Below are 19,379 nucleotides of genomic sequence, written 5' to 3' on the forward strand. Positions count from 1 at the left end.
ACGATTTTACTCCGGAATTGCACTTGGTTTGTGCAGTATGCAGTGATTGCGACGTTTAATCACAGGAATGCGGAACCACAAGTGTCATTGCACTGCAAAATCAATTTAATCGATTAGGACGAAATTGTGGCACCCCGCGCGAGCCATTGCGGCGTTAACCATTGTTAACGAATATGACCGCCGCGTTAACCAAACCCGTGACTTTCCTGAGAAACTGGGCAAAAGTGGCTTCCAGGAACCGTTCAGCGTAAACCGGAGGCGAAACAGAATGAGTCTGTTTTCCAGAGCCTGCATGACTGCAATCGCGCTCGCCGCCACATTTCCCCTGATGCTGGCACAACCTGCAGCGGCGCGGGACCGTCATGAGGGCGGCGGCAACCGCAGCTTTTCCAACTCGAACGTCAGCGGCGGCAACATGCCCCGTGATCGCCATTGGAAGCGCAAGCACGACGCCCGCAACAACGACCGAGACGGGCGGCGCGATCGCCACTGGAACCGCGATCGGAACTTTGCGGGCCGGGACGTCCAGGGCGGCAACGTCTTCACCGACAACTGGCGCTGGCGGCGCGACTGGCGTGCCGGAAACGACTGGGGCCAGAGAAACGACCGGGGCCAGAGAAACGATTGGCGCAACGATGCGAACCGCCGCCATGCCGGATCGATCTGGCGCAACGACGCGTGGCGCGGTCCTGCGCGGCCTTACTATGCCCGCCCCTATTACGAAGGCTCGGCCCGACCGTATTACGCCGGGCAAAGCGCCGGCCGCGAGCACTTCACCAACAATTTCTACGGCGGCTCGATTTCCGCCTACGAAGACCCGGGCAACGGCAACTATTTCTATGTCGACAATTACTATGACGAGATCGGTGATGCGGGCGGCAACTACATGCCCGCGCTTCGTGCTGCCAACAATGCCAAGGTCGTCGTCGTAACACCCGAAACCGAAACTGCCGCCTGCAGCTTCGAAGCGGGCGTCTGCGTGATCAGGCCCTGAGCAAGAGGACCTCGAGAAGAGGGATAGGCCAGCCTATCCCTCCAGTTCCTCGCGCAGCATTTCCAGCTCAAGCCATTCTTCTTCCATGCGGGTGACCTCTGCCCGCAACTTTTCCGTCTCCGCGGCCAGCCGGTTGAATGTCGCCGGATCCTTCGAAAAGAGCGCCGGATCGGCCATCTTTTCCTCGCGGGCGGCGATCTCGGCTTCCCTCTTCGCCATTTCCTTCGGCAGGTTCTCCAGTGCGAATTTCTGCTTGTAGGACAGCTTGCCCTTGGCCTTCTCCGCCGGCTTTTCGTTGGAAGCGATGTCGGCGACTTTAGCCTTGTCCGCCTTTTCCGCCTTGCGCCGTTCCTCGATCGCACCGCGACGCTGCGCCATCATGTCGGTATAGCCGCCGGCGTATTCGATCCAGCGCCCGTCGGGCGCCTCCGGATTTGCCGGCGCGATCGTCGACGTTACGGTGCGGTCGAGAAAATCGCGGTCGTGGCTGACGAGGACGACGGTGCCGACAAAGCCGGCTACGATCTCCTGCAGGAGGTCCAGCGTCTCGATGTCCAGATCGTTGGTCGGCTCGTCGAGGATCAGCAGGTTTGTCGGCCGTGACAGGATGCGGGCCAGCATCAGCCGCGCGCGCTCGCCGCCGGAGAGGTTGCGGATCGGCGTGCGGGCCTGCTCGGGCTGGAACAGGAATTCCTTCATGTAGCCCGTCACATGCCGTTGCTCGCCATTAACTATGAGGCTCTCGCCCCGCCCGTCTGTGAGGTAGTGCGCCAGCGTATCGTCGGGATTGAGGTCCTCGCGCCGCTGGTCGAGCGTCGCGATCTCCAGATTGGTGCCGAGCTTGACGCTGCCGCTGTCCGGCACGAGCTGGCCCGTCAGCATTTTCAGAAGCGTCGTCTTGCCGGCGCCGTTGGGTCCGACAAGGCCGATGCGGTCGCCACGATGGACGCGGATGGAGAACGGTGCCACCACGGTGCGCTCGCCGTAAGCCTTCGTGACCTTCTCCGCCTCGATCACCAGCTTGCCGGACTCCTGCGCCTCGGATGCCGTCGCCTGTACCGCCCCCTGCGGGCCCTTGTGGCCCCGATAGCGCACGCGCATGTCCTGCAACTCGCCGAGACGGCGCATGTTGCGCTTGCGCCTTGCCGTCACCCCGTAGCGGAGCCAGTGCTCCTCGCGCTGGATCGCCTTGCCGAGCTTGTGCTGCTCCAATTCTTCGGCTTCCAGCACCTCGTCGCGCCACGCTTCGAAATGGGCAAAGCCGCGATCGAGGCGCCGCGACGTTCCCCGGTCCAGCCACACCGTCGCATTGGAGACCTTCTCGAGAAAGCGGCGGTCGTGCGAGATGACGACGAGGGCGGAGCGGCTGCGGATCAGCTCGTCTTCCAGCCACTCGATCGTCGGCAGGTCGAGATGGTTGGTCGGCTCGTCGAGCAGAAGGATGTCCGGTTCCGGCGCCAGCACCCGGGCAAGCGCTGCCCGGCGCGCCTCGCCTCCCGACAGCGTGTTTGGATCCTCCGCACCCGTCAGGCCGAGATGCGACAGCAGGTAGGTGACGCGATAGGGATCGTCGCCCGGTCCCAGCCCGGCTTCGGCATAGGCTGCAACGGTGGAAAATCCGTCGAAATCCGGGGCCTGCTCGAGATAGCGCACGGTGGCGGAGGGGTGGCGGAAGACCTCCCCGGACTGCGCCTCTGCGAGGCTTGCGGCGATCTTGAGCAGCGTCGACTTGCCGGAGCCATTCCGGCCGACGAGGCAGATACGGTCGCCCGGCTCCACCTGCAGGCTGGCGCCGTTCAGAAGCGGCGTCCCGCCGAAGCTGAGCGTGATGTCGTCGAGTTTGAGGATGGGCGGTGCCAAGCGTCAGGCTCCTGAAAAATCGTGCGGCCGGGCGAGAAGGATCGCCCGGCCGGAATCGAGGGTGATCGTGACGCGGCCAAGCGCCACGTTGGAGACGGTGCGCGACGAGCCGAACGCCAGGTCGAAGCCGTGCAGCGGATAGCGAACGTTTTCGATGGAGAGGCCGGCGAGCGCCGTCAGGCCGAGGACGGAGAAGAGGCTTTCTGCCGGCAGGTCGACCGCAGTCCGCCCGGTCGCAAGCGGCCAGGCTTCCTCCATGCCGGAGGTGAGCATGACGTCTACGCCCGCCTCCCTGAGGGCGGCGGCATGCAGAAGATGCATCAGAGCGTGGTCGCTGCGCTCTCCGCCCAGCGCGCCGGCCAGGATCAGCCGCGTCGCCCCCCGCTCCAGCGCGGCGCCGACGGCGATCTCGCCGTCCGTCGCGTTCTTGGCGACGGGATAGGGTTCGCGGGGCACATGCGCCCAGGCCTGCAGCTCTTCGGCGGACGAGGAATCGAAGTCGCCGACCCAGATTTCCGGAGTGACGCCGAGCGCAGCGGCATGGCGAATTCCGCCGTCGGCGGCGATGAAGCGCGCACCGTGCACCATCGCCCTGAACCGCGGGGTCGGTTCGAGCGTTCCCCCGAGGAGAACGACAAAAAGCTGGTCAGTGGCGGCAATCGTCATGGGCACACCGTCTAGCGCATGTCGCCCGCGAATGGAAACGCCTTTCCGACCTGCCAAGCCGCTTGCAAGCGCTGCCCGCTGGGACTAATGCTTGCTCTCGCTCTAACGGGGTGCCTTCGTTCATAAAACGAAAGGCTGAGAGGCATCTGCCAACCCGCGGAACCTGATCCGGTTTGTACCGGCGGAGGGATTAGACGGCTCACTCAGCGCCTATTCCCGTTCATATGGATTTGAAGGAGGCGCCGATGCGCAGGACCACACTCACCGCCCTTATGCTTTTCGCAGCGACTTCCGCAGCCCTGCCGGCGCTTGCAGCCGAAAAGACGCTGTCGATCTACACCTATGAAAGCTTCGTCACCGAATGGGGGCCGGGGGCGAAAGTTGCCGCCGAATTCGAGAAGACCTGCGACTGCAAGATCGAATGGGTGGGCGTTGCCGACGGCGTCGAGCTGCTGACCCGTCTCAAGCTGGAAGGCGAAGGCACCAAGGCCGATATCGTGCTCGGCCTCGATACCAATCTCGTGGCCGAAGCCAAGGCGACCGGCCTCTTTACGCCCCATCAGCTTTCGCCAGAGGGCCTGACTGTCCCTGGAAACTTTGCCGACGACACCTTCCTTCCCTACGACTATGGCCATTTCGCCGTGGTCTACGATACCGGGACCCTGAAGAACCCGCCAAAGAGCCTGAAGGAACTGGTAGAGGGCGATCCGAACGAGAAGATCGTCATCGAGGATCCGCGCACTTCGACGCCCGGCCTCGGCCTGCTTCTGTGGGTGAAGTCCGTCTACGGCGACCAGGCGGCCGACGCCTGGGCGAAACTGAAGGATCGCGTGCTGACGGTCACGCCCGGCTGGTCGGAAGCCTACGGCCTCTTCACCAAGGGCGAGGCGCCGATGGTGCTGTCGTATACCACATCGCCCGCCTACCACATGGTCGCCGAAGACACCGAACGCTATCAGGCCGCTGCCTTCTCGGAAGGTCATTACGTGCAGATCGAGGTCGCCGGCATGACGAAGACGTCGCACGATCCGGAACTGGCGCGCAAGTTCCTCGCCTTCATGACCGGCCCCGACTTCCAGTCCATCATCCCCGAAACCAACTGGATGATGCCGGTGGCGGCCACCAAGGAGCCGCTTCCCGCGGCTTTCGACAAGCTCGTGAAGCCTGAACATACCTTCCTCTACTCCGCCGACGAGGTCGCGGCCAATCGCAAGGCCTGGATCGACGAGTGGCTGGCGGCGATGAGCGCGAAGTAAGGATCGCACGCCGGCGGCCGGGGCAGGGAAACGGCCGCCGCATTTCGGGGCACGGCATGTATACGACCAGCGAGCGCAGGGCGATCACGGGGGCGGGCGGGTTCACGCTCGCCTTCATCGTGCTGTTCGCCGGACTCGCAACCGGCGTGCTTCTGCTCCATGCACAGGACGGGGCGGGCGGCACGCTGTTCGATGCCTATCTCTTCCGCATCACGCGCTTCACGCTCCTGCAGGCGGGGGTTTCGACGCTGCTGTCGGTGGTGCTCGCCATTCCGGTGGCACGCGCCCTGGCGCGCCGCCGCGCATTCACAGGCAGAAGCTGGATCATCCGGCTCTCCGCCCTTCCCCTGGGCCTGCCCGCGCTCGTCGCAGCCCTCGGCATCGTCGAGGTGTGGGGTCGGCGCGGGGTCATCAACGAGCTTCTGGCTGCGATGGGGCTCGCAAATCCCGTCAGCGTCTATGGCCTCGCCGGCATTCTCATCGCCCATGTCTTCTTCAACCTGCCGCTGGCGGTGCGCCTGCTGCTCGCTGGCCTTGAGCGCATTCCGGCCGAGTACTGGCTGACCTCCGCCAATCTGGGCATGCGTTCGGGCGCCGTATTCCGCCTGATCGAGTGGCCGGTCATCCGTGGGTTGCTGCCGGGCGTGGCAGGCCTCGTCTTCATGCTCTGCGCCACGAGCTTCACGATCGTGCTCACCCTCGGCGGCGGACCGGCCGCCACCACGATCGAGGTCGCGATCTACCAGGCGCTTCGTTTCGACTTCGACCCGCCGCGCGCCGTGATCCTCTCCGCCTTGCAGATCCTGTTGACGGGCACGCTCCTGCTTGTGCTGCGCCTGCTCGGCACGCCGGCGGAAGAGGCGCCGACAACCGGCCGCACCATCCGCCGCTTCGATGGAGCACGCGAACGGCTGACGGATGCGCTTGTCATCGGCGCCTTCGTTGCCTTTACCGCAGCACCGCTCCTTGCCGTCGTCGCATCCGGCCTTGCCGCCGACCTGCCGCGGCTGGCTGTTGATCCGCTGCTGCACCGGGCACTGATCACGAGCCTTTTGATCTCGCTCGCCTCCGCTACGCTCTGCCTCGTCATCGCCATTCCGACCGTGGCCATCGGCCCCGCCTCGGAAAACCGTCCGGAAACACCGCTCCGCCTCCTCGCCGGCGGCCTGCACGCGGCGAGTTCGCTCATCCTACTGGTACCGCCGGTCGTTGTGGCAACCGGATGGTTCCTGATGCTGCGCGGTCTTGGCGGCACGGCGCGATTTGCGCCCTTCGTCATCGTTGTCATCAATGCACTGATGGCGCTACCCTTCGTCGTTCGCGTGCTTGCCCCGGCCTATCGCACCCATGTCGCCCGCACGGGACGCCTGTCGGTGAGCCTCGGCGTCACCGCCTGGCACCGTATCCGCTGGATCGACCTGCCCGCATTGCGGCGTCCGCTGATGACGGCCTTCGCCTTCGCCATGGCGCTCTCGCTCGGCGACCTCAGCGCCGTCGCGATCTTCGGCGCCGACGGCATCGTCACGCTGCCGTGGCTGCTTTTCAGCCGCATGGGCAGCTATCGCACGGCGGATGCTGCCGGTGTCGCGCTGCTTCTCGGCATCGTCTGCCTGCTGCTCACCCTTCCCTCCACTGCGTCCGAAAAGACCACGAGTAAACACGATGCCTGAGCCGTCGAGCCCTAAGCCCGATATCCACGCCATCCGCCTTGCGGCGGCGACAGTATCGTTCAAGGACAAGAACCTCGTCTTCGATTGCACGATCCCGCAAGGCGCGTCTGTCGCGGTCACCGGTCCTTCGGGGGCGGGCAAGTCGACCCTGTTCAACGTGATCGCAGGCTTCCAGCCGATCCGGTCCGGCAGCGTCGAGATCTTCGGCAAGGACATGGCCGGTCGCGACCCGGCGGAGCGCCCCGTTTCCATCGTCTTTCAGGAGAACAATCTCTTTGCGCATCTGACGGTCGAACAGAACGTGGGACTCGGCATCGATCCGTCGCTGCGTCTGGACGCTGATGGCCGAGGGCGCGTGGACGATGCCTTGTCCCGCGCCGGCCTTGGCGGGTTCGGGCAGCGCAAGCCCGCGCAGCTTTCCGGCGGGGAGCGGCAAAGGGTCGCGCTGGCGCGCGCGATCGTGCGCCGCCGGCCGATCCTGCTTCTCGACGAGCCCTTCGCCGCCCTCGATCCGGCCATGCGCGCCGACATGGCTGCACTGCTTGCACAATTACGCGAAGAGACGAACAGCACGCTGCTTTTCATCACCCATCAACTCGAGGACGTGCAGCGCCTTGCCGACCGGGCGATGTTCATCGACCGGGGATTGATTGCCTTTGCCGCCCCGCTCGAAACCTTCCTCGAACATCGCCGGTTGCCGGCGCTCAACGACTTCCTCGGCATTGATAGATAATGGTTTTCGACGCAGTTGCCTTATTTTGGACGCCCCGCTGTGTCACCGCAGCCACATCGGAAGTCGATTCTGGAATCGGGAGTTGTCGGCAAGGGGCGTGGCGTCTATCTCTCGACTAAGGGTCCAGACAGGACCGATCGGGCCAGCGCTCGATATATCGGACAGCCGTAAATCATTCCGAACAGACGAGGTCTTCGACGTCGAATCGGTTACGGTCCGAATGTCGAAGCGCTGACTGCTTCCTGGACCAAGGATAGTGCTGCGAAAGGGCATGGGGCGAATGCTGGACGAGCTTCGGCACGCAGGGCTGGTGAGGAAACGCAGGTCGGCGGGCACGCGCGCCGGGCTGGTGCTTTTGCTCGCCGGTCTTCTGACGGCCTGCCAGTCTGCGCTGGAACAGACCTATGAGCCGACGGTGGCGCCGTCGTCCAACCCGCAGATCGTCGACGAGGTCCAGAAGAACGATCCCCGCGCAGCCATGGGCGCGCGCGAACATCCGCGTATCGTCGCAAGCTATGGCGGCGAGTACAAGGATGCCAAGACCGAGCGCCTCGTTGCGCGCATCGCCGGCGCGCTGACGGCCGTGTCGGAGAACCCGAACCAGTCCTATCGCATCACGATCCTGAACTCGCCGGCGATCAACGCCTTCGCACTGCCCGGCGGCTATCTCTACGTCACGCGTGGGCTGCTGGCGCTCGCGAACGACGCCTCGGAGGTGGCCGCTGTCCTGTCGCACGAGATGGCGCACGTCACTGCCAATCACGGCATAGAGCGGCAGAAGAAGGAGGAGGCCGAAGTCATCGCCAGCCGCGTGGTGGCCGAGGTTCTCTCCAGCAACATTGCCGGCAAGCAGGCGCTCGCCCGCGGCAAGCTGCGGCTCGCCGCGTTCTCGCGCAACCAGGAGCTCCAGGCCGACGTCATCGGGGTGCGCATGCTCGGCGAAGCCGGCTACGACCCCTATGCCGCCGCGCGCTTCCTCGACAGCATGGCGGCCTACGGACAGTTTACAGCCGTTGATCCGGAATCGGACCAGAGCCTCGACTTCCTTTCCAGCCACCCCAACGCCCCCCAGCGCGTCGAGCTGGCGCGGCGCCACGCGCGTGCCTTCGGCGCGGAGGGGACCGTGGGCGACCGCGGCCGGGACTACTACCTCGCCGGCATCGACGGCCTGCTCTACGGCGACAGCCCGCAGGAGGGGTATGTCCGCGGCCAGACCTTCCTGCACGGCAAGCTCGGCATCCGCTTCGACGTGCCCCAGGGCTTCCAGATCGACAACAAGGCGGATGCGGTGCTTGCGACCGGTCCCGGCGACATTGCCATCCGCTTCGACGGCGTCGCCGACAACCAGCGCCAGAGCCTGGTGAACTATATCTCCAGCGGCTGGGTCACGGGCCTGAAGCCGGACACGATCCGGCCGATCTCGGTCAACGGACTGGAGGCCGCAACTGCGCGCGCGGCAGCGGATCGCTGGGAATTCGATGTCACCGTCATCCGCATCGGCGACCAGATCTACCGCTTCCTGACGGCGGTCCCGCAGGGCTCGCCAGCGCTGGAGCCGACGGCTAACGTGCTGCGCAGTTCGTTCCGCCAGTTGACGGCGCAGGAGGTGGCCTCGCTGAAGCCGCTGCGCGTGCGCATCGTCACCGCGCGCCCGGGCGACACCGTTGCGTCCCTAGCCGCCCGGATGATGGGAACGGATCGCAAGCTCGATCTTTTCCGCCTCATCAACGCGCTGACGCCGACGAGCACGATCAAGCCCGGCGAAAAGGTGAAGATCATTACCGAGTAGCCATGCGCGCCTGTGCGCGAACCAATCTGCATTGCAAGATTACTTCAATTATACCATCTTCCGGCTTACCCCGCGTAAATGCTAGTTAAATACTCCCGCTCGCAAGGAGCGGCGGGCAGAGTGACTTCCTGGAAGTTAATCGAAGGCGCTGGTTGCATGTCGAAATTGCCCGCATTTCTGTCCTCGCTTGTCTTTTGTCTCATGGTGTTTGTCGCCTTCCCGGTCGTGGCCCAGTCAGGGTCTGCCGGCAACGCCCCTGCCGCAGCCCCGCCGCCCGAAAAGGTCGCCCAGCTTCTGAAGCTGCTCGACGACCCCGAGGTGAAGACCTGGTTGCAAAACAGGCCGCCAACGACGATCGAGACGGCCGAGAAGGAGGCCACCCTCGAGGTCGAGAACATCGAGGCGCAGGCGCGCTCTCGTTTTCGTGCCTTGCGTGCCGCCGTTCCGACCGTTCCCTCCGAGATCGCGAAAGCGGCTCGCCGGGTCCACCAGCAAGCAAGCGAAAATGGATTTGCCCCTGCCGCCATCCTTCTCCTCGGCATCCTCTGCGTGGGCGCAGTATTCGAGTGGCTGTTTCGCCGTACGCTTCACAGGACCAAGTTCGAAAGCCCGGCTTTGGCGCAGGCCTACGCCCAGTTCGGCCCGCTGATCGTTTTCGCCGTGGTATCGGCGCTGGTGTTCTTCGCCGTCGAGTGGCCGCCGCTGCTGCGCGTCGTCGTGCTTTATTCCCTGCTCTCGGTCATCGCATACCGGCTGGTGCTCGGACTCTTTCGCATTTCGATGGATGTCGGCGGTACCTCTCGGTTTCACTACAGCCGCATCCGGATCTTTGCCGCGGTTCTTGCTTCCGGCATTGCGATCTGGGCCATGTGCCGCCCGCTGGGCGTGGATCCCGATGCACGATCGGTGATTGTCTATGTCTTTTCCCTGGCGCTCTTCCTCATCGCGCTGGAGACGATCTGGCACCGGCCGTTCGATCGAAAAGGCAATCCACCGACGCGCACCGGCAACATCCTCGCCTCCCTTTATGTCGCAGCCCTCTGGCTGCTCTGGTGCATCAATCTCGGCGGCGTCTTCTGGATCGGCATCTATGCAGTTGTTCTTCCCAGAATTCTTTCGGGAGCGGAACACATCACCAGTGCCTTCGCGTTGACACGCTGGAGCGAAGAGGCTGTCAACTCGCCGCGCATGGTCCTGCTTGTCAGGGGCGTGCGCGCCATCATCATCCTGCTCGCACTCGGCTGGCTCGGTCTTGTCTGGCGCTACAATCCGAACGTCATCGCGCGCGACAATCCGCTTTTCCAGACGCTGGTCTATGGACTGTTCAAGAGCATCATCATCCTGCTGATCGCTGATCTTGCCTGGCAGCTTGCCAAATCCTACATCGACAGCAGGCTGCCATCCGCCGAGACCGACCTCGGCCTCCCCCCGGACGTCGTCGCCCGGCGGGCACGCATGCGCACGCTGCTCCCGATCTTCCGCAATGCGCTGGCAGCCGTGCTCATTTGCGTCGCCGCCATGACCGTGCTTGCCGAAATGGGCGTCCAGATCGGTCCCATCATCGCAGGCGCCGGCATTTTCGGCGTGGCCATCGGCTTCGGGTCGCAGACCCTCGTCAAGGACATCGTCAGCGGCGTTTTCTACCTGATGGACGACGCCTTCCGCGTTGGCGAATGGATCGAAAGCGGCAGCTATAACGGCGTGGTGGAATCCTTCAGCCTGCGCTCGATCCGCCTAAGGCATCACCGCGGCTCGGTCTTCACCGTCCCCTTCGGTGAGTTGGGCGCCATCCGCAACGGCAGCCGCGACTGGGTCGTTGACAAATTCCGCATCCGTGTGCCGTTCAAGACCGATATGAACAAGGTCGGCAAGATCGCCAAGGAGATCGGCAAGCAATTGTTGGAGGATCCGGAACTCGGGCCGCACTTCATCAAGCCCTTGAAGTTGAAGGGCGTCGAGCAGATCGGCGAATTCGGCATCGAGATCAGCTTCGGCTTTACCGCACGCCCCACAGGCGAGCAGGCCGCAATAAGGCGCCGCGCCTACACAATGATCACGCAGGCCTTTGCGGAAAACGACATCGCGTTCGCCCAGCCCACCTTCCAGGTCGGCGGCGAGGACAAGGAAGCGGCGGCTGCAGCACTCTACAAGCGGCAGGCCGACGCCGCGGCCCAAGCGGCAGCAGCAGCCGGCGGCGGAGCGTCCGGGGGACCGTGATCCTGCCTGCACTGATCAGCAAGATCGCATGACGGCGCACCCCCGCGCCGGCACCGGTCACAGTAGAGGCCCAAGGCAGAAAGAAGGCAAGCCTGTTCAGGCGAATGCCGGGGACGCCTCGCAGAGCGCAATCTTGAGCTTCTCCATCGCACGGTTCTCGATCTGGCGAACCCGTTCCTTGGATATGCCGAGGTCGGCACCGAGTTCTTCCAGCGTCGAACTGCTGTCGGCCAGCCTTCGGGCGCGGATGATCTTCATCTCGCGCTCGTTGAGCCGCGACAGCGCCCTTTGCAGCCACGCACGCCGGCGCTCGCCGTCGATCATTTCGGTGACCTCCTCATCAGGCAGCGGCGCATCGCTGGCGAGGAAGTCCTGATGGCTCGCACCGCCTTCCTCGCCGCCCGAAACCGGTGCCTGCAGCGAAACGTCGGACGAGGCCAGCCGCGCGTCCATGTTACGTACGTCGGCGGTGCTGACTTTCAGCGCACCCGCGATCTCGTTGTAGATCGTCTCCGACGTAAGGTTCACGTCTCCGCGGGCTATGCGCGCGCGCAACCGTCGCAGATTGAAGAACAGCGCCTTCTGCGCCGAGCTTGTGCCGCCGCGCACGATCGACCAGTTGCGCAGTACATAGTCCTGGATGGACGCACGGATCCACCAGGTGGCATAGGTCGAGAAACGTACCTCCCGCTCCGGCTCGAAACGGGCGGCGGCCTCCAGAAGACCGATATATCCCTCTTGCAGGAGATCGTTGAAGGGTAGGCCGAAATTGCGAAACCGAGCCGCAATCGAAATGACGAGGCGCATGTGCGCCATTGCAATCCGATTTCGGGCTTCCTGATCGTGATCCTTCCGCCACGCCACGGCGAGAGCCTGCTCTTCGTCACGCTCCAGATACGGTGCGGACATGGCGATCTTGATCATGCGACGATCTGCGGCGGTGGTAGCCATTGGCGTCTCCCCTGAGCCGGGATTGAAAGGATCCACGATCAACCCGACCGCGGTATTCACCTGACAATGCATGCGTCTGCGAAATCTTCGCTGGGTACCTCGTGCGGCTGCGAAGACCGAAGGCCTTGGAGGAGAAATCTCCCTGGGATCTGTCACCTGCAAGGCATGTTACACTGCTCCCAGCTGGTGAGCGAGTGGTGAAATCTTGTAGCCGGTACGGCCTTCTCCCGGCTTGTCGATCCTTTCGATTTCTGGACGAACGAGCGGCAAAGGGTGAACTGCCGCAAAGAAACAGACGTGCCAGCACGGATTGTCATTCGACCGGAATTCGTGCGGTGCAAAAAAGTTCCAATAAAAAACCCGGCTGGGGGACCAGCCGGGTTGAATAATGAAGCGGATGACAGCGCCTTAGGCGGCTTCGTCCTGCGCGTCGTCCTCTTCGATGACCTTGCCGCGCTTCGGCCCCTTGTTCAGGTTGGCCTCGACTAGACGAACGGCCTCGGTTTCCGACATCTTGTTCACGGCGGCGATTTCGCGCGCCATGCGGTCAAGGGCAGCTTCGTAGAGCTGACGCTCGGAATAGGACTGCTCAGGCTGGTTCTCGGCACGGTAGAGGTCGCGCACGACTTCTGCGATGGAGATCAGGTCGCCGGAATTGATCTTGGCATCGTACTCCTGCGCGCGGCGCGACCACATGGTGCGCTTCACGCGGGCCTTGCCCTGCACAACCTTCAACGCGCGGTCGACGAAATCGGTTTCGGAGAGCTTGCGCATGCCGATGGAAACGGCCTTGGCGACCGGAACCTTCAGGCGCATCTTGTCCTTTTCGAAGTCGATGACAAAAAGCTCGAGCTTCATGCCGGCGACTTCCTGCTCTTCGATGGCGACGATCTGTCCGACACCGTGAGCCGGATAAACGATGGATTCACCGGTCTTGAAACCCTGACGCGTGGAAGATTTCTTCTGCTGGATCGTCATTCTATTCAAATACTCCCTGTAACGCTCCCGGCATGGCCGGGGCCGGGTCAAGAAGGCCCGGGAAAGACGGAGACACCGTCGGAGTGACACCATTCCTGGTCCGGCCAACAAGGCACAAACGAAAGTGGCGGCGCGAACACGAAACAGCAACGCTGACGTGTCTTATGAAGGTGAGCGGCGCCTTTAGGATCGTTTGCTTTCGTGGTGGTGTTCGGGCACACCAAGTGCCTCAACGTGGATCAGTTTCGAGACCCTACCACAAAAAAGTGCGGAAATCAATAATTTGCTTCGCATGGGTCATCAAGCCTGCCCTATCACTTTCGGGCTGGCTTGTCGTGTTTTCCCCAGTTCGAACGTCGCTCTGCCGGCGCCTGCAGCCGGGTCAGTCGCCCTGGCCGGGCTCGGCGGAGAAGTACTTTTCGTACTTTCCTTCCTCGCCGTCAAAGGCCTTGGCTTCGGCCATCGCATCCTTCTTGACCGTGATGTTCGGCCAGATCTGTGCGAATTCCGCGTTGATCTTCAACCACTTGTCGAGCCCCGGCTCGGTATCCGGCTTGATGGCCTCGGCCGGACATTCCGGTTCGCACACGCCGCAATCGATGCATTCGTCCGGATGGATGACGAGAAAGTTCTCACCCTCGTAGAAACAGTCCACCGGGCAGACTTCGACACAATCCGTATACTTGCAGCGAATGCAATTGTCGGTCACGACGTACGTCATGAATAACTCCAGCGAATTTCCTTCACCGAGGGCGGGCGACCGTCACCTCTGCCGGGAGATCCCGGCGCGAAGCAGGGAAACGAGCTCGACAAATCACGCCCGACAACCTCCGCTTCTGCTGTGGAGGTAAAGGCTTTGGTACGTGTTTGCAAGAATAAAGCGTCCGCGAAATCGGCCCGTTGCGGGACAGTTTTCTAATCGTCCGGCGGTTCGAAACGCCCGCGTAGCGCATCGGTTTCGCGTCGCTCCCGTTTCGTCGGGCGGCCGGCGCCACGCTCGCGCGCTACCTGTTCGAAAAGATTGCGTTCGTCGCGCGGAAGTGGCGGCGGCGTCAGATCCTCGTAAAGCGTGCGGGCTTCCTCGTAGGGGCCGCGACGCGCCCCCGGCAGGAGCACCTTCACCACCATGTCGCGACGGTCAAGCGACAGGATGATCGTGTCGCCGACCTTGACGTTGAAAGACGGTTGCCGCACCGACTGGCCGTTCACCGACACGTCGCCCTGCTCAACCGACTTCGCAGCCAGCGAGCGGGATTTTCGCAGGCGGGCGAAGAACAGCCATTTGTCGATCCGCTGGCGGCCCTGGCCGGGCTCGCGTCGATCAGATGGCTGTTCGCGCCCGTCGTTCATGCCGCTACTTCTTCATCTGCTCCTTGAGAGCGGCCAGCTTGGCGAAAGGCGAATCCGGATCGATCGGCTTCTCCTTGCGCGGCGGGCGCGCCTCGAACTTGACAGGCTTGCCGCCACGATCATCCCGCTGCGGACGATCGTTCCGCTCGTTGCGGTCAGGCCTGCCGCCCTGCGGCTTTCCGTCGCGCCCCTTGGCGAACTCGGGACGTCCGCCCTGGCGGGGTCCGTCTCGCCGGTCGCCGTCACGGCGTTCACCGTCGCGTCGCCCACCGCCATGCTTCTGGCCGCGATCGCCACGGCGATCGTCCTGGCCCTGGCCGCCCTGGGAATGATTGCGCTGGCCATGATTGCGCTGGCCCTGGCGGGCATTGTCGTTGCGGCCACCTGGACGCCACAGGAGGACGGGACGCACTTCTGCCGGCGTTTCGTCCGCGGCCGGAGCTGCTTCCGACGGAGTTTCGGCGGCAGCCGGCACTTCCTCGGACACGGGAGCCTCGGCTGCCTGGTTTTCTGCAGCCTCGGTTACGGGCGCAGAATCGGCGGCGGTCTCGGCCTCGGTCTCGCCTTCCGCGTCGGCGTCTTCCACCGGCGCCGCAGCCTCGTCGGCGGGCGCCTCTGGCGCGACTTCGCCCTCGGGCTTCGCTGCGACCTTCGCATCTTCCGCACCAAGGAAAGCGGCTGCTTCTTCCGCCTTGACGCTGTCGGCGCGATAGCCGAGCCCCTTCAGGATCTCTTCCATGTCGTCCGGCGTAGCACCGAGAATGGAGAGCATCGACGTGGTCGCCGTAAAGCGGCGGCCGTCATAGGCGCCTTCCGGACGCGGCGTTGTACCCGGCTTCCACTGCAGCAGCGGCCGGATGATGTCCGCAAGCCGCTCGAGAATGTCGATGCGCACGGCGCGCTTGCCGAGGAAGCGGAAGCCCGCAAGCTTGTAGAAGGCCCGCTCGAAGGCCGGATCGGTGACGATCGAGGTGCGTCCGGCCGCCAGCGCCGGGATCAGTTCCCCGTATCCCGGTTTGTCGAGGCTGTCGTTCTTCAGCGCCCAGAGCAGGGTGATCAGCTCGGCAGGGGCCGGCTTCAAAAGCGCCGGCATGAAAATGTGATAGGCGCCGAAACGAATGCCGTGCTTGCGGATCGAGGCGCGCGCCTCCTGGTCCAGCGACTTCACGTCGTCTGCGACGTCGCGCCGGAACAGAACGCCGAGGCTCTCGACGAGCTGGAACGCCAGCCCCTTTGCAAGACCCTGGAGGTCTTCTGCGCGCGACAGGTCGTCGAGCGGCTTGAGCACGGTGGCAATATGGTGATTGACGAAGCGCTCGATGCGCGCAGCGACGTGATCGCGGGCACTGCCGGTCAGTTGCTCGTCGGCAAGCACGATGACGCGCGGGCGCATGACATGCTCGCTGGCCGCAAGACGGGCAACCGGATCGCCGAGCCAGCGAACCGTGCCATCGGAGCCGATCGCAAGATCGCCATTGCCGGCCGCGTGAAGCCTGGCCGCGCGCGCTTCGAATTCGAGCGCGAGCGCCTTCTGGGCCGCGCCCTGCACCGCCTTGGCATCGGGCCCTTCCGTGCCCGAAGCAAGCGTGAACCGGAAACCGGCCAATTGCCCCACATGATGTCCTTCGACGAAGACATCGCCATTCACACTGATTTCCGCTTCCAGCATCGCATTCTCTCTCAGGCGCTTCATGAGCACAGATGTCCTGCGATCAACAAAGCGTTTCGTCAACCTTTCATGTAACGCGTCGGACAATCGATCCTCGATTTCCCGCGTCTTTTCCTGCCAGTGTGTCGGATCGGCCAACCAGTCGGGGCGATTCGACACATAGGTCCATGTTCTTATCTGCGCGATTCGTGCCGAAAGCGTGTCGATCTCGCCATCGGTGCGATCCGCACGCCGCACCTGCTCGGCGAGGAAATCCTCGTTCACCGTACCGCGTCGGACGAGATCGGCATAGAGGGTGGAGATGAGATCGGCGTGTTGCGCCGGCGCGATGCGGCGATAGTCCGGTAGCGCGCAGGCCTCCCAGAGCTTTTCCACCCGCTCAGGCGTCGTCGCCATCTCCCTGATGTCGGGATAGCGCGACAGGTGCTCCAGCGCCTGCTGGTCGACGGCCGGCAACGCACGCGCCAGCCCGCTGACCGCCGGCGGCGCATCGAGACTCGCCTTGAGGTTGGCGATCGACGAAAAATCGAGCCGCTTTGAGCGCCATTGCAGCACGCGGACGGGATCGAACTCGTGCGCCTCGATCCGCTCGACCAGCTCCGGATCGAGAGGATCAACCCGCCCCGTCACCCCGAAGGTCCCGTCGCGCGTGTGGCGGCCGGCGCGGCCGGCGATCTGCCCGAGTTCGCCCGGATTGAGATTGCGGTACTGATAGCCGTCGAACTTGCGATCCTGCGCGAACGCCACGTGGTCGACGTCGAGGTTGAGCCCCATGCCGATAGCATCGGTCGCAACCAGATATTCGACGTCGCCCTCCTGGTAGAGGCCGACCTGGGCGTTGCGGGTACGCGGCGAAAGCGCCCCCAGAACGACGGCGGCGCCGCCCCGCTGGCGGCGGATCAATTCGGCGATCGCATAGACCTCGTCGGCGGAAAAGGCGACGATGGCCGTTCGCTGCGGCAAGCGCGTGATTTTCTTCGAACCCGCATAGAACAGCTGCGAAAGGCGTGGACGCTCGACCACGGTGATGCCGGGCAGAAGGTGTTCGAGGATCGGCTTCATGGTCGCCGCCCCAAGCAGCAGCGTCTCCTCTCGGCCACGCAGATGCAGGATGCGGTCGGTGAAAATGTGGCCGCGCTCCAGATCGCCGGCGAGCTGCACCTCGTCAATCGCCACGAAGGCGGCACGCGTCTCGCGCGGCATGGCCTCCACGGTGCAGACGGAGTAGCGCGCCATATGCGGCGTGATCTTCTCCTCGCCGGTGACGAGCGCAACGTTGTGATGACCAACCTTCTCGACGAGCCGCGTATAGACCTCGCGCGCCAGCAGGCGGAGCGGCAGTCCGATCACGCCCGTTTCATGCGCCACCATGCGTTCGATTGCGTAATGGGTCTTGCCGGTATTGGTCGGCCCGAGCACCGCGGTGACACCGCGGCCGCTCAATATCATCGGTGCAGCAGACAAGGCTTGCCTCGGAGAGTATCGATCGTCCAGCAACGGTGGCCCGTCGCCGGCAACACAAATGCCCATCGCAGCGCAAGATAGCAAGGGCAGGTTTGGATTTGCGGGCCATTTCACTCGGATATTCAGGCGATTGCATGTCCGCAGATCCCGGTTTGGAACAGTCTGCGAACGAATCGGAGACGAAACGAAGACTCTGGCCGATTCAGGTTTTGTTCCCTACAGCATGTTGGTGGCCAGCCGATTTCGCTCCCCAGATGTTGAATCCGGCCCTCCAGCAAGCCGAGTCCTGCGGCAGTGCCCGCAACTTTGCGCCAAAAGGCTGTAAAGCCCCTTCGCGAGGTATGCTTAATACTTCTTTCGACGTAGCACCTGACGGGACGCGCGTCTCTAGCTGGCCGCAGGCAGGTAACGCCACACCGTCGTGCGCTTGACCTCGCTGTCTTCCAGCGCCCGGGTCACCTGAACCTCATAGGTCGAAAGCTGCGCCATACCCTTCCGCGGACAGTAGGACCGCCCCGGATCGCCGACCAGCACCGTGGCTCCCCTCGCCGAAAGCGTGGAAAACCAGGGGATCAGAACGTCTGCGAAACTCTCGTCGTAGAAGACGTCGCCGGCGAGGACGACGTCCCAGCCGTCATCCTCGCCGACAATGTTCTTGAGGCCGGTCCGCACGGCGACGTCGTTCAATTGCGCGTTCAGGCGGATTGCCGTCCCGCTCCACGGATCGATGTCCGCCGCCAGCACGTCTGCAGCACCCGCACGCTTCGCCGCGATCGCCACCAGGCCGGAGCCGCTGGCAAAATCCAGCACCGTGCGGCCGCAAACCACGTCCGGGTGATCCAGGACGTAGCGTGCCAGCCCCTGCCCGCCGGCCCAGGCGAAGGCCCAGAACGGCGGCGGCAGGCCGATCTCCTCGAGCTCCTCTTCCGTCTTCAGCCAGAGGTCATGTGCCTCTGACGCAAGCCGCAGCCGGATTTCCGGCACGTGCGGGGGCGACAGGATCGCGGTATTGTCGAGGATGAAGCGTTCGGGATCGGTCTTCACGAGGGGTCAGCGCGGGGGATCTTCGAGCCCGCCCATGCGGCAGACCTCGATCCATTCCTCCTCCGTCACAGGCTGGACGGACAGCCGCATGGAGGTGACCAGCGACATGTTGTGGAGCTTGGGATTGGCCTTGATCTCCTTCAGCGAGACCGGCTTCGGCATGTCACAGACGGCGCGGATGTCGACGCAGTCCCAACGGGGATCGTCGCCCGCCGTCGAATCAGGATGTGAAAGGGCGCAGACCTCGGTGATGCCGACGATATCGAGCCCCTCGTTGGAATGATAGAAGAAGCCCTTGTCGCCGATCTTCATGGCCCGCATGTTGTTGCGCGCAAGATAGTTGCGCACGCCGTTCCATTCCGTCCCCTTCTCGCCGGCATCCTTCTGCATCTGCCACGACCATTTGAAGGGCTCGGATTTGTATAGCCAGTATGCCATCGACGTCAGGCCCCCGGATTGTTGAAGACCCAGTTCCAGGGCTTTACGTCGACCGTGGCGAACAGCCCGGCCTTGGCATAGGGATCGGCTTCGGCCAGCCCACGGGCCGCTTCGATGCTGTCGGCCTTCACGACCACGAGGCTGCCATTGGGCTTGCCGTCGGCGTCGAGAAACGGGCCGGCGAAGGCAAGCTTGCCCTCCTCGTTCAGCGTGTTGAGATGCGCGACATGTTCGGGGCGGGTGTCGAGGCGCAGCTGCAGTGCGCCCGGCTTGTCGGTGCAGAGGATAGCAAAAAGCACG

The 19,379-nt window shown here is 63.7% G+C and carries 16 protein-coding genes and 1 riboswitch; of the genes, 6 read left to right on the top strand and 10 right to left on the bottom strand.

Annotated features, from left to right (window positions below; genetic code table 11):
- Positions 1-124 precede the first annotated feature (124 nt).
- Positions 125-994 carry a hypothetical protein gene (locus tag HV823_RS00835; RefSeq protein ID WP_176947853.1) on the top strand — a complete coding sequence of 290 codons (870 nt, stop codon included), beginning with the start codon at positions 125-127 and terminating at the stop codon, positions 992-994.
- A gap of 33 nt (positions 995-1,027) precedes the next feature.
- Here the strand turns inward: HV823_RS00835 and HV823_RS00840 are convergent, their stop codons facing one another.
- Both HV823_RS00840 and HV823_RS00845 read right to left on the bottom strand, forming a co-directional pair.
- Positions 1,028-2,854: an ABC-F family ATP-binding cassette domain-containing protein gene (locus HV823_RS00840; RefSeq protein WP_176947854.1), complete on the bottom strand. Its 1,827-nt coding sequence runs from the start codon at positions 2,852-2,854 to the stop codon at positions 1,028-1,030.
- A 3-nt stretch (positions 2,855-2,857) separates the two neighbouring features.
- Positions 2,858-3,520: a thiamine diphosphokinase gene (locus tag HV823_RS00845; RefSeq protein WP_176947855.1), complete on the bottom strand. Its 663-nt coding sequence runs from the start codon at positions 3,518-3,520 to the stop codon at positions 2,858-2,860.
- 96 nt (positions 3,521-3,616) lie between these two features.
- Positions 3,617-3,727: riboswitch (TPP riboswitch) on the top strand.
- Positions 3,728-3,765: 38 nt separating this feature from the next.
- Between HV823_RS00845 and thiB the strand changes: the two genes are divergently transcribed.
- From thiB to HV823_RS00870, 5 genes are all read left to right on the top strand, one after another.
- On the top strand, positions 3,766-4,776 hold the full coding sequence (gene thiB, locus HV823_RS00850) for a thiamine ABC transporter substrate binding subunit (protein ID WP_176947856.1): 1,011 nt from the start codon (positions 3,766-3,768) through the stop codon (positions 4,774-4,776).
- A 56-nt stretch (positions 4,777-4,832) separates the two neighbouring features.
- A complete protein-coding gene (gene thiP / locus HV823_RS00855) occupies positions 4,833-6,446 on the top strand; it encodes a thiamine/thiamine pyrophosphate ABC transporter permease (RefSeq protein WP_176947857.1) in 1,614 nt (537 codons plus the stop codon).
- Positions 6,439-7,179, top strand: coding sequence for a thiamine ABC transporter ATP-binding protein (locus HV823_RS00860; RefSeq protein ID WP_176947858.1), 741 nt, complete (start codon positions 6,439-6,441; stop codon positions 7,177-7,179). Before thiP ends, HV823_RS00860 begins: the two co-directional genes overlap by 8 nt.
- Positions 7,180-7,459: 280 nt before the next feature.
- Complete coding sequence (locus HV823_RS00865; protein ID WP_176947859.1) at positions 7,460-8,968, top strand: M48 family metalloprotease; 1,509 nt, start codon at positions 7,460-7,462, stop codon at positions 8,966-8,968.
- Between the two features lie 156 nt (positions 8,969-9,124).
- Positions 9,125-11,185: a mechanosensitive ion channel family protein gene (locus HV823_RS00870; RefSeq protein WP_176947860.1), complete on the top strand. Its 2,061-nt coding sequence runs from the start codon at positions 9,125-9,127 to the stop codon at positions 11,183-11,185.
- Positions 11,186-11,281: 96 nt separating this feature from the next.
- Here the strand turns inward: HV823_RS00870 and HV823_RS00875 are convergent, their stop codons facing one another.
- The 8 genes from HV823_RS00875 to HV823_RS00910 form a co-directional block, all read right to left on the bottom strand.
- Positions 11,282-12,136: an RNA polymerase factor sigma-32 gene (locus HV823_RS00875; protein WP_097141201.1), complete on the bottom strand. Its 855-nt coding sequence runs from the start codon at positions 12,134-12,136 to the stop codon at positions 11,282-11,284.
- A 408-nt stretch (positions 12,137-12,544) separates the two neighbouring features.
- Complete coding sequence (locus tag HV823_RS00880; RefSeq protein WP_176947861.1) at positions 12,545-13,114, bottom strand: CarD family transcriptional regulator; 570 nt, start codon at positions 13,112-13,114, stop codon at positions 12,545-12,547.
- A gap of 382 nt (positions 13,115-13,496) precedes the next feature.
- The gene (gene fdxA / locus HV823_RS00885) at positions 13,497-13,835 is read right to left on the bottom strand and encodes a ferredoxin FdxA (protein WP_176947862.1); all 339 of its coding nucleotides are present in this window, start codon (positions 13,833-13,835) and stop codon (positions 13,497-13,499) included.
- A 194-nt stretch (positions 13,836-14,029) separates the two neighbouring features.
- Complete coding sequence (locus HV823_RS00890) at positions 14,030-14,464, bottom strand: RNA-binding S4 domain-containing protein (RefSeq protein WP_176947863.1); 435 nt, start codon at positions 14,462-14,464, stop codon at positions 14,030-14,032.
- Between the two features lie 4 nt (positions 14,465-14,468).
- Entirely contained in the window at positions 14,469-17,582 is a 3,114-nt protein-coding gene (locus tag HV823_RS00895) for a helicase-related protein (protein WP_176948171.1), read from the bottom strand.
- 402 nt (positions 17,583-17,984) lie between these two features.
- Entirely contained in the window at positions 17,985-18,641 is a 657-nt protein-coding gene (locus HV823_RS00900; RefSeq protein ID WP_176947864.1) for a 50S ribosomal protein L11 methyltransferase, read from the bottom strand.
- A gap of 6 nt (positions 18,642-18,647) precedes the next feature.
- Complete coding sequence (locus tag HV823_RS00905; protein WP_176947865.1) at positions 18,648-19,079, bottom strand: EVE domain-containing protein; 432 nt, start codon at positions 19,077-19,079, stop codon at positions 18,648-18,650.
- Between the two features lie 5 nt (positions 19,080-19,084).
- A complete protein-coding gene (locus tag HV823_RS00910) occupies positions 19,085-19,378 on the bottom strand; it encodes a YciI-like protein (protein ID WP_176947866.1) in 294 nt (97 codons plus the stop codon).
- Position 19,379: the final 1 nt, after the last annotated feature.

Origin of the sequence: Mycoplana rhizolycopersici, from assembly GCF_013378445.1 — a bacterium.
GTDB lineage: Bacteria > Pseudomonadota > Alphaproteobacteria > Rhizobiales > Rhizobiaceae > Mycoplana > Mycoplana rhizolycopersici.

Bases quoted from the DNA above. Each gene is read 5' to 3' on its own strand.
- HV823_RS00845 (WP_176947855.1), bottom strand. From the start codon at position 3,520: ATGACGATTGCCGCCACTGACCAGCTTTTTGTCGTTCTCCTCGGGGGA.
- thiB (WP_176947856.1), top strand. From the start codon at position 3,766: ATGCGCAGGACCACACTCACCGCCCTTATGCTTTTCGCAGCGACTTCC.
- thiP (WP_176947857.1), top strand. From the start codon at position 4,833: ATGTATACGACCAGCGAGCGCAGGGCGATCACGGGGGCGGGCGGGTTC.
- HV823_RS00860 (WP_176947858.1), top strand. From the start codon at position 6,439: ATGCCTGAGCCGTCGAGCCCTAAGCCCGATATCCACGCCATCCGCCTT.
- HV823_RS00865 (WP_176947859.1), top strand. From the start codon at position 7,460: ATGCTGGACGAGCTTCGGCACGCAGGGCTGGTGAGGAAACGCAGGTCG.
- HV823_RS00870 (WP_176947860.1), top strand. From the start codon at position 9,125: ATGTCGAAATTGCCCGCATTTCTGTCCTCGCTTGTCTTTTGTCTCATG.
- HV823_RS00875 (WP_097141201.1), bottom strand. From the start codon at position 12,136: ATGGCTACCACCGCCGCAGATCGTCGCATGATCAAGATCGCCATGTCC.
- HV823_RS00880 (WP_176947861.1), bottom strand. From the start codon at position 13,114: ATGACGATCCAGCAGAAGAAATCTTCCACGCGTCAGGGTTTCAAGACC.
- fdxA (WP_176947862.1), bottom strand. From the start codon at position 13,835: ATGACGTACGTCGTGACCGACAATTGCATTCGCTGCAAGTATACGGAT.
- HV823_RS00890 (WP_176947863.1), bottom strand. From the start codon at position 14,464: ATGAACGACGGGCGCGAACAGCCATCTGATCGACGCGAGCCCGGCCAG.
- HV823_RS00895 (WP_176948171.1), bottom strand. From the start codon at position 17,582: ATGATATTGAGCGGCCGCGGTGTCACCGCGGTGCTCGGGCCGACCAAT.
- HV823_RS00905 (WP_176947865.1), bottom strand. From the start codon at position 19,079: ATGGCATACTGGCTATACAAATCCGAGCCCTTCAAATGGTCGTGGCAG.